At 52.5% G+C, this 9,313-nt stretch carries 10 protein-coding genes; 7 read left to right on the plus strand and 3 right to left on the minus strand.

Annotated elements, in window-relative coordinates; genetic code table 11:
* Positions 1 to 177: 177 nt before the first annotated feature.
* Both RUMCAL_RS04850 and RUMCAL_RS16665 read right to left on the minus strand, forming a co-directional pair.
* Positions 178 to 651: a peptidylprolyl isomerase gene (locus RUMCAL_RS04850; RefSeq protein WP_021681475.1), complete on the minus strand. Its 474-nt coding sequence runs from the start codon at positions 649 to 651 to the stop codon at positions 178 to 180.
* Positions 652 to 951: 300 nt separating this feature from the next.
* A complete protein-coding gene (locus RUMCAL_RS16665; RefSeq protein WP_021681477.1) occupies positions 952 to 1,086 on the minus strand; it encodes a hypothetical protein in 135 nt (44 codons plus the stop codon).
* A 426-nt stretch (positions 1,087 to 1,512) separates the two neighbouring features.
* Between RUMCAL_RS16665 and RUMCAL_RS04855 the strand changes: the two genes are divergently transcribed.
* The 7 genes from RUMCAL_RS04855 to RUMCAL_RS04885 all read left to right on the plus strand — a co-directional run bounded on the left by RUMCAL_RS04855 (position 1,513) and on the right by RUMCAL_RS04885 (position 7,962).
* The gene (locus RUMCAL_RS04855) at positions 1,513 to 2,139 is read left to right on the plus strand and encodes a cytidylate kinase-like family protein (protein ID WP_021681480.1); all 627 of its coding nucleotides are present in this window, start codon (positions 1,513 to 1,515) and stop codon (positions 2,137 to 2,139) included.
* A gap of 212 nt (positions 2,140 to 2,351) precedes the next feature.
* Positions 2,352 to 2,846 carry a DUF6512 family protein gene (locus tag RUMCAL_RS04860; protein WP_021681482.1) on the plus strand — a complete coding sequence of 165 codons (495 nt, stop codon included), beginning with the start codon at positions 2,352 to 2,354 and terminating at the stop codon, positions 2,844 to 2,846.
* Between the two features lie 16 nt (positions 2,847 to 2,862).
* Positions 2,863 to 3,240: a hypothetical protein gene (locus RUMCAL_RS04865; RefSeq protein ID WP_021681483.1), complete on the plus strand. Its 378-nt coding sequence runs from the start codon at positions 2,863 to 2,865 to the stop codon at positions 3,238 to 3,240.
* A gap of 99 nt (positions 3,241 to 3,339) precedes the next feature.
* On the plus strand, positions 3,340 to 5,631 hold the full coding sequence (gene recD2, locus RUMCAL_RS04870; RefSeq protein WP_021681484.1) for an SF1B family DNA helicase RecD2: 2,292 nt from the start codon (positions 3,340 to 3,342) through the stop codon (positions 5,629 to 5,631).
* Positions 5,628 to 6,647 carry a rod shape-determining protein gene (gene mreB / locus RUMCAL_RS04875; RefSeq protein ID WP_021681485.1) on the plus strand — a complete coding sequence of 340 codons (1,020 nt, stop codon included), beginning with the start codon at positions 5,628 to 5,630 and terminating at the stop codon, positions 6,645 to 6,647. Before recD2 ends, mreB begins: the two co-directional genes overlap by 4 nt.
* 305 nt (positions 6,648 to 6,952) lie before the next feature.
* Positions 6,953 to 7,387 (plus strand): Hsp20/alpha crystallin family protein, encoded by a 435-nt coding sequence (locus RUMCAL_RS04880; protein ID WP_021681486.1) that lies wholly within the window; start codon positions 6,953 to 6,955, stop codon positions 7,385 to 7,387.
* Between the two features lie 125 nt (positions 7,388 to 7,512).
* Positions 7,513 to 7,962: an Hsp20/alpha crystallin family protein gene (locus RUMCAL_RS04885; protein ID WP_021681487.1), complete on the plus strand. Its 450-nt coding sequence runs from the start codon at positions 7,513 to 7,515 to the stop codon at positions 7,960 to 7,962.
* Positions 7,963 to 8,098: 136 nt separating this feature from the next.
* On the opposite strand, the gene hisC is transcribed toward RUMCAL_RS04885, so the two are convergent.
* Complete coding sequence (gene hisC / locus RUMCAL_RS04890) at positions 8,099 to 9,157, minus strand: histidinol-phosphate transaminase (RefSeq protein ID WP_021681488.1); 1,059 nt, start codon at positions 9,155 to 9,157, stop codon at positions 8,099 to 8,101.
* Positions 9,158 to 9,313 lie beyond the last annotated feature (156 nt).

Consider the following 9,313-nt stretch of genomic DNA (forward strand, 5'->3'; position numbering starts at 1 on the left):
CAAAGAGCGTCTGGCGACTTTGCACGGTATTGCCCTAACAACTTACCAGTGAATCCAAATTGCCGCAGCAGATACCGTTTCCGGCATCTTGACTGCGGCAATTTCGTTGTATACAGGCAAAATCGTACAAGGGAAACACTGCATAAAGCCCGCCTGACGGCTTTATGCGGAGCTTCCTTATTCCTCGATCGTAACCTTTTTCATAACCTGCGGTTCCAGCGGCTTATCGTTGTAGTCGGTCTTGACGGAAGCAATTTCGTCTACCACGTCCATGCCCTCTACGACCTTGCCGAATGCTGCATACTGTCCGTCCAGATGCGGAGCGTCTTCATGCATGATGAAGAACTGGGAGCCGGCAGAGTTGGGGTTCATGGCACGAGCCATGGAGAGTACGCCGCGGGTGTGCTTCAGGTCGTTCTTGACACCGTTTGCAGCGAATTCGCCCTTGATGTTCCAGCCGGGGCCGCCCATGCCGGTACCGTCCGGACAGCCGCCCTGAATCATAAATCCCGGAATCACGCGGTGAAAAATCAGTCCGTCATAAAAGCCCTGCTTTACCAGCTTTTCAAAGTTTTCACAGGAAATCGGTGCAATTTCCGGATACAGTTCGATCTTAATCTTCTTGCCGTTTGCCATTTCAATGACTACCATGGTTTTTTCCTCACAAAATCAGATATTTCCGGAGCACTGGTACATTGTAACTCTGTATGCTCTTTCCAGCGACAGCCCTGCCAAATCATTTCGGCTGCTGTGCATGGTGTGCCTCCAGATCATTTTTATTGTACCACAAACGCAGAAAAATTGCAAGGGCAACACCGCACAAAGCTTGTGCGTAAGGTGCGTTGTCAGATTTTTTGGCAGATTGCTCAGGGCAATATGACGGAAAATCCGCACGCAGATTGCGTGCAAAGCCGTCAGGCGGGCTTTATGCGGTGTTGTACAAAAGAAAATCTACCGCAGAACGCCGGCAGTCAGCGGCAAAAACAGGCTGCTGTCCATGTGCATTTTTCCTACGGTATACAGCAGCATCGCCATAGCCGTCCAGATCGCGGCAGATTGTATCGTCATAAACAGAATTTTTTTCATGAGATCACTTCACATTCTTACAGGGATTTCAGGCAGCATCCTTCTGCGGTCTGCCCGAACTATGCCAAATCTGCGGCGGCACAAGTTCTTTTGTCTACATATTATTATACACAACAATTGTCAAAATTACAACACCTTTTTGTGTATTGTAATTAAACTGTAAAAAAATGCAGTCAGAAAGATGCAATTGCATTCTCCGTTATATTTCCGAAAAAAGCCGGCTCCGGACAAACTCGCCGGCAGAATCCTGCATGTTTTTTCGAGTCTGTTGCAAAAGCGTGGATTCCGCCGAAAAACTGCCAAGTTTCCCAAAATTCCAGAGTGTTTCTCGTGTAATATTCCATATTTACAAACGGAACAGTTTGTGGTATCATGAATATGATGAGCAATATCATACGATTTTCAAAGAGAAAGGGGCTTTTATCCATGCAAAATTATGTGATCACAATTACACGGCAGTTCGGCAGCAGAGGGCGGGACATCGGCATTGCTACGGCAAAAAAGCTGGGCATTCCCCTATACGACAGAAATGTACTGGAAAAAGAGGCAGAGGAAATCGACAGCACTCTGCACTCTCTGGTGGAGTTCAGCAAAAACGGCATGAGTTCCTCCGGCTACTATAAAATGGCGTACCCGCTGGGCATCGGCAGTTCTCTGAAAAAGGACCGCATGTTCGAGGTACAGAGCAAGTTAGTGCTACAGCACGCCGAAACGGAAAACTGCGTCATCATCGGCCGCTGTGCGGACTATCTGCTGCGGGAACGGGAAAACGTAATACGCTGCTACATCTTTGCCCCCTATCAGGCAAGAATCCGCAACAGTATTCTGACGCTGGGGCTTGCCACCGCAGAACCCCAGCGAATCATTGAAGAAGTGGACAAGGCACGGGCGGAATATTACCGTTCGCACACCGGCTGTGAAGTGAACAACACCCGTTACCGCGACCTGTTTCTCAACAGCAACCTGCTGGGCGTAGAGGGCACGGCAGACCTGATCGTTGATGCAGTCCGGAGAAAGTTCGGGCTGGAAGCACCGGCAGAAGAACAGATCTAAGAGTCTGTTTCGTATCTGACGCATGCAGATTGCGTCGTCAGATTTTTTGAGAGATGAAGGGAAAAACGGAGAAAATCCTTTGTGGATTTTCGAATATTTTCCCGAAATATCTCGGAAAATATGCACGCAAGATGCGTGCAGGAAGATGCGAAACAGACTCTCATGCACCAGATTCCGGCATGCTGCATACCTTGGTATTGAGGTGATGCGTGATGCAGGAATTCCGCAGAAGTGTCTGGATCGGATTTCTATGGAGCATTGTCTTTGGGACAGTGCTCCATTTTTTGTACGGCTGGACAGGAGAAAATCGGGTCGTGGGGCTGTATGCCGCGATCAACGAAAGTCCGTGGGAACATCTGAAACTGTTGTTCTTTCCGGTGCTGGTCTACACCGTCTGGGAGTACATCTGGGTGGGACACCGCTGGAAGGGCTACGTCCTGACGCGGGCAGAGGGAGCACTGCTGGGCATGCTGACCATTACTGCCCTCTTTTACACCTATACCGGCATCTGCGGCAGGCACTGGCTCTGGGCAGATATTCTCACATTTGTGCTGGGTGCGGCAGTGACGGCATTCTGGACATGGAAACACACGCCCCACGCCAAAGGCGGTTCATGGTTGGGGATCCTGCTGTTTGCAGGCGTTGCCGTCTGCTTCGGGATCTTCAGTCTGTTCCCGCCGACGGTGGGGATATTTACCGTTCCCTGAAAGAGAGGTGTCACAGATGAACGGATTGGTTTGCCTGCTGGTGTTCGGGCTGCTGGCGATCACGGCACTGGCAGCACTGGGACTGTGCCGGCGGCTGTTTTCCCATGAGCTGCCCCGACATATGGCGACCCTTGCCCTGCTGGAAAATCCACAGCAGTGGGAAACACAATGTGCAGCACTGGCGGCACAGCTGACGTGGACGGACCGCGACATGGTGCGGACAGTCTGGTTGGTGGACGCGACACCGGACGGCTCGCTGGAACCGGCATGTACAGCGTTTTGCAGCCGGCACAAGGACTTTTGCTATTGCCGTCTGTCGGAGTTGACGAAAATTTTTGGAAGCGGCACAGATTGTGAAAAAAGTCATTGCAATTTGTCGAAAAAACAGGTATAATAAAAGAAGTGTACTCTCCCGCCCACAGGAGAGCCAAATTCCGGCAGCTGTAGAAGCAATGCAGAACGCCTGCTGCCGCTGTCAAAGGAGGAACCCGCAGTGACACCAAACGAAAGAAAAACGCTGCACCTGGAAGGCACTGTGGAAAACGTGCTGTACTGCAATCCGGATAACGGCTATACCGTACTGGAACTGGACGCGGACGGCACACTGGTCACTGTGGTGGGCGAAATGGGAGAAACCGAAGAAGGCGAACGGCTGTCGGTAGACGGTGAATACACCACGCACCCCCGTTTCGGCATGCAGTTTCGGGCACAGTACTGGGAACGCAAGCTGCCGGCAGATGCCTTCAATATCCAGCGATACCTTTCCTCCGGTGCGATCAAAGGCATCGGACCATCGCTGGCGAAAAAAATCGTGGAAAACTTCGGGGACAGAACGCTGGAGATCATGGAAAAGGAGCCCACCCGTCTTCTGGAGATTCGGGGCATCTCCCCGAAAAAGTGCGAAGCGATCGCCGCAGAAGTCCGACAGATCTTTTCCCTGCGGACACTGATGCTGTTTTTGTCGCAGTATGACATTCGTTCCAAATATGCCATGCGTGCCTATCAGCACTGGGGCACCGGTGCCATGGACATGCTTGCCGCCAACCCCTATCTGCTTTGCAGCTCCGGCGTGGAACTGGACTTCCAGAAAGCCGATGCCGTGGCTCAGGGCATGCAGTTTGCCCACAATGCTCCCCAGCGGATACAGGCGGGCATCTGCTACATCTTACAGTACAACACCAACGGCGGCAACGCCTGCCTGCCGCTGGACCGGCTCCGTCCTACGGCGTGCAAGTATTTGCAGGTCAACGAGGCGGAATTTGAAATTGCCTATGCGGCAGCATTGGAAGACCACACCCTCTACGTCTATGAAAAGAACGGACGGGATTTTGTCTATCTGGAAGACTACTACATTGCGGAACGCTATATCGCCGACCGCATCGGTGTGATACAGGACTTCAGTGCACCGGAAGATCAGGAGATCTTCGAAAAAATGATCGATACACAGCAGCAGGAACAGGGCATGCAGTATGCGGCGTTGCAGCGAAAAGCCATTGTCACTGCCCTTTCCCGCAGCATCATGATCCTCACCGGCGGCCCCGGCACCGGTAAAACTACCACACTGAATGCCATTATCGAACTGTACGAAAAGCAGGGCTACCGCGTGATGATCGCCGCCCCCACCGGTCGGGCAGCCAGCCGCATTTCTGATCTCACCGGCTACGAGGCAAGCACCATTCACCGCATGCTGGCGGTGGAATACGACATGTCCGGCAACATGCGGTTCCAGCACAACGAACACAACCCGCTGGACTGCGATGTAATGATCGTGGACGAAATGTCCATGGTAGATGTGCTGCTATTTGAGCACCTGCTCCGTGCCTTGCGGCTAAGCTGCAAGGTCGTTCTGGTGGGCGACTGCGACCAGCTGCCCTCTGTGGGAGCCGGCAATCTGCTGCGGGATCTGATCCACAGCGACAGAGTGCCGGTGGTGGCTCTGAAAGAAATTTTCCGGCAGGCACAGAAAAGCAGCATCATCACCAACGCCCACAAAATCATTCAGGGCGAACACCCCGACCTGTCCCGCAAGGACAGCGACTGTTTCTTCTTCCAGCGGTTACAGGAAAAGGACGCAACACAGCTGATGCTGGACTTGGTGAAAACCAGACTGCCCAACGCCTATGGCTACTCCCCCATGGAGGACATTCAGGTCATCACCCCGTCCCGCAAGGGCAGCATGGGTGTCATTGAACTGAACCAGCAGCTACAGGCGGTACTCAACCCCAAATCCGTAGACAAGCCGGAATGCCGTTCGATCCTGTACACCTTTCGGGAGGGCGACAAGGTGATGCAGATCAAGAACAACTACGACATCATCTGGCACAAGGACGGCGAAAACGGCACCGGCATTTTCAACGGGGACATCGGGTATCTCCGTGCGATCAACCGGCAAGGTCAGGAAGTCATTGCAGAATTTGACGGCAGACGTGCCACCTATCCCTTTGAACAGCTAGATCAGCTGGAACTTGCCTATGCTGTCACCGTACATAAAAGTCAGGGCAGCGAATTTCAGGCGGTCGTCATGCCTCTGCTGGGCGGATTCCCGAAGCTGTACTACCGGAATCTGCTGTACACAGCCGTCACACGAGCCAGACGGCTGCTGATCCTGATCGGCTCTCAAAACGTCATTTATCAAATGGTGGACAACAACCGCCGTATGAATCGATATACCTGTCTGCGGGATATGCTGGAACAGCAGAAGCCCACGCAGACACTTCCGATTTCCCAGTCTGACGAACCGGACGGAGAAATCAAGGACACCCAGAAACAGGAGGAATCGCTATGAGCAAAACAGATATTGGTATCGACTTAGGAACGGCAAACACGGTCATCACCTTAGGAAAAAAGGGTGTCGTGCTTAGCGAGCCCTCTGCCATTGCCTATCACACCCACACCAAAGAAGTACTTGCAGTGGGCAAGCGTGCCTATCAGATGATCGGAAAAACACCGGATTATATTGAGGTCATTCGCCCGCTGTCCGGCGGCGTCATTTCGGACGACCGCATGACACAGTACATGATCCGCGAATTCATTTTACAGGTCACCGGCCACCGGCTCACCAAGCCCCGCATCATCATCTGTGTGCCGTCCTTTATCACAGACGTGGAAAAGCGTGCCGTCGTGGAAGCTGCCATGAGTGCCGGCTCCCGAAAGGCATACCTGATCGATGAGCCCATTGCCGCCCTGATCGGTGCCGGCGTGAACATCGGCAAGGCACGGGGCAACATGGTCGTGGACATCGGCGGCGGCACCACTGACGTGGCAATCGTTTCCATGAACGGCATCGTCACCTCTCACTCCGTCCGTGCGGCGGGAAACACGCTGGATCAGGCAATTATCCGCTACATGCAGACCAAGTACAAGCTGCTGATCGGCGAACGCACTGCGGAACGGCTGAAAATCGAAATGACGAACCTGTACGACCCCAGAGCCGATGTGACATCATGGGTCAAGGGACGGAATCTGGTCAGCGGTCTGCCGGAGATGCAGGAGATCAGCGAACTGGAAATTTTTGAAGCCGTGGAAGATGTGATCGCCGACATCATCGAAGCGATCAAGACGGTTCTGGAAGAAACGCCGCCGGAACTGGTGGGCGACATCTACGAAAACGGTGTGCTCATGGCTGGCGGCGGTGCGATGCTGGGCGGTCTGCGGAAACTGGTAGAACGAACTTTGCAGGTCAAGTGCGTAGTCGCCAAAGATGCCATTCACTGCGTGGCAAAGGGCACTGCCATTGCATTCCGCAAAATGGACACCCTGCTGGACGGCTTTGAAAATATCGCCGTATATCAGTTTAAGTGATCTCACATTGAAAAGCCGGATCGGTTGGAAACAAATATTGCAAACGGGTACAGCATGCTGTGCCCGTTTTTCTTTTCGATACTCATTTGCAGAGTTAGCACTCACCGTTAGCACTTGTTAGCACTCTTTTGCTAAGAGTGCTAATTTTCATCTAGTTTTCACAGAACCAACCTTGAACTTTCACACAGCGGGGGTAATATGATACTTGTAAACGGAAAGGAGCTCCGGAAGAAGCAGACAGCAAACCGGTCAGCACCGTTCCGCAAACCACAAAATCAGAACACCATGCATAGGAGGAATGCTTTATGATGACATATTTGACACCTTTTGAACGTACCGGTTATGACCTGTTCCGTTCCATGCGGGACTGGGAGAATGAATTCTTCGGCGAAAAGTCCACAGCGATGAGTTCCTGCAAGACCGACATTCGGGACACCGGTGACAGCTACGTGCTGGAAGCAGAGCTGCCGGGATTCCAGAAGGACGAGATCAAGATCAGCGTAGAGAGCGACACTCTGACACTGTCCGCCGTCCACAAGGAAAAGACCGAGGAGGAAAAGGCAAAAGACGGCACTTATCTCCGTCGGGAACGCAGCACCAGCTCCTATGAGCAGAAGCTGGACATCAGCAATGTGGACACTTCCAAACTCCATGCAGTTTATGAAAACGGCGTGCTGACACTGACGATGCCGAAAAAGCAGCCGGCTGCTCCGGTTTCCCGTCAGCTGGAAATCCACTAAGGCAACACCGCACAAAGAGAGCACGACAAATAGATAGAGAGAAAAAGTGCTGTTTTCACAGCATACAGAACAAAGAAAGAACAGCAGCATGGACTGCTGGAGATAATTCCAAGGAGGAATGACTTATGATGACCATTTTTCAACCGTTTGCAAACACACTGTGGAATTCTCTGAAAGACACAGAGATCACAAAAGTGCCGAAAACCGACCTGCGGGATACCGGTGACAGCTATGTGCTGGAAGCCGACATGCCGGGGTTCCGGAAAGAGGAAATCAAGCTGTCCTTGGAGGGCGATGTTCTGACAATTGCGGCAGAGCATACCGCAGAGAAACAGAACGAAGAAGCCCCCGAGAAAGACGGCGAATCCGGCGAAACAAAAACGGCAGAACAGCCCGAAAGCAAGGGCACCTATTTACAGCGGGAACGCAGCTTCTGCAAGTATTTGCAGCGGCTGGACATCAGCAATGTCGATGTGGATCACATTGATGCCGCCTATGAAAACGGCGTGCTGACCCTGACACTGCCGAAAAAGCAGCCGGCAAAGCCGGAAGTAAAACAGATCGAGATCCAGTAAACCTGCTGGGATCTGTCCATTCACAGGTTCTCCCCTGCGGTAATTACGCCGCAGTTTCATAAAATGTATCTCCTATTGAAAAAGGGGAAGCTTCTCACGGGAAGCTTCCCCTTTTTTGATGTTTGTCCAACAGAAATTACTTTTTCAGATACGCCCGCAGGAATGCGAACAGCGATTCCATTTGAGCATCGGTGCCGATCGTGATCCGCAGATAGTTCCGGATTCTGGGAGAATCAAACCAGCGGACGAAAATATGTGCCTCCCGCAGTGCCTCGAACAGTTCATGTGCATCGCAGTCCGGATGTGTCACAAACAGGAAGTTGCTCTTGGAGTCCGGAAACCGGAAGCCCATTTCCGCCAGCACCTGCTTGGTGTGTTCTCTGGTCTTTACGATCCTGGCGGTGGTCTCCTGCAAGTATGCGGCATTCTGCACAGCTGCGGTTCCGGCATCCAGTGCAGAACGGTTCATGGTGTAGGAGTTGAACGAATACTTCACATCATGCAGAGCCTTGATCAGTTCCACAGAGCCAATGGCAAAGCCGATTCGTTCGCCAGCCATAGCACGGGACTTGGAGAACGTCTGCACCATAATCAGATTTTCATACTTTTTCAGCAGCGGCAAAACGGTTTCCCCGCCAAAGTCCACGTAGGCTTCGTCAACGACCACCAGCGACTCCGGATTGTGCTGCAAGATCTCCTCAATTGCCGCAGAGGGCAGAGCGATGCCGGTGGGGGCGTTGGGGTTCGGGAACACAATGCCGCCGTTGGGCTTGTAGTAGTCCTCCGGCACGATCTCCAGCTTCTCGTTCAGGGGCTGCACCTCGTAGGGGATCCGGAACAGGTCGCACCACACCGGATAAAACGCGTATGTAATATCCGGAAACAGAATCGGCAGATCGCTGTTGAAAAAGGTCTGGAAGATCATTGCCAGCACGTCGTCCGAGCCCACGCCGGTGAATACCTGTGCTTCCTCTACGCCGTATGCCTCGGCAATGGCAGCATTCAGCTGGTGTGCGGTGGGGTCCGGATAGAGCCGCATCTGTTCAGCGTTACTCTTTGCCAGAACCTCCTGCACTTCCGGAGCCGGCGGGTAGGGGTTCTCGTTGGTATTCAGTTTGATCATATCGGGAAAATCCGGCTGATCTCCCGGCACATACGGCACCACTTTCCGGATATTCTGCTGAAATCGCTTCATTTACATCACGTTCCTGACTTTTTGAATTTCCGTTCCGGAAACGAACGGTTTGGGAATACTTTTAGTATAGCACATTTCCGGCGGGTTGTCCAGCGGAAATACGACGATTTTCCTAAGGCAACACCACACAAAGCCCGCCTGACGGCTTTGCACGCA

Source organism: Ruminococcus callidus ATCC 27760 (assembly GCF_000468015.1).
GTDB lineage: Bacteria > Bacillota > Clostridia > Oscillospirales > Ruminococcaceae > Ruminococcus_C > Ruminococcus_C callidus.

Bases quoted from the DNA above. Each gene is read 5' to 3' on its own strand.
- RUMCAL_RS04855 (WP_021681480.1), top strand. From the start codon at position 1,513: ATGCAAAATTATGTGATCACAATTACACGGCAGTTCGGCAGCAGAGGG.
- RUMCAL_RS04860 (WP_021681482.1), top strand. From the start codon at position 2,352: ATGCAGGAATTCCGCAGAAGTGTCTGGATCGGATTTCTATGGAGCATT.
- RUMCAL_RS16665 (WP_021681477.1), bottom strand. From the start codon at position 1,086: ATGAAAAAAATTCTGTTTATGACGATACAATCTGCCGCGATCTGGACG.
- hisC (WP_021681488.1), bottom strand. From the start codon at position 9,157: ATGAAGCGATTTCAGCAGAATATCCGGAAAGTGGTGCCGTATGTGCCG.
- RUMCAL_RS04865 (WP_021681483.1), top strand. From the start codon at position 2,863: ATGAACGGATTGGTTTGCCTGCTGGTGTTCGGGCTGCTGGCGATCACG.
- RUMCAL_RS04885 (WP_021681487.1), top strand. From the start codon at position 7,513: ATGATGACCATTTTTCAACCGTTTGCAAACACACTGTGGAATTCTCTG.
- mreB (WP_021681485.1), top strand. From the start codon at position 5,628: ATGAGCAAAACAGATATTGGTATCGACTTAGGAACGGCAAACACGGTC.
- RUMCAL_RS04880 (WP_021681486.1), top strand. From the start codon at position 6,953: ATGATGACATATTTGACACCTTTTGAACGTACCGGTTATGACCTGTTC.
- RUMCAL_RS04850 (WP_021681475.1), bottom strand. From the start codon at position 651: ATGGTAGTCATTGAAATGGCAAACGGCAAGAAGATTAAGATCGAACTG.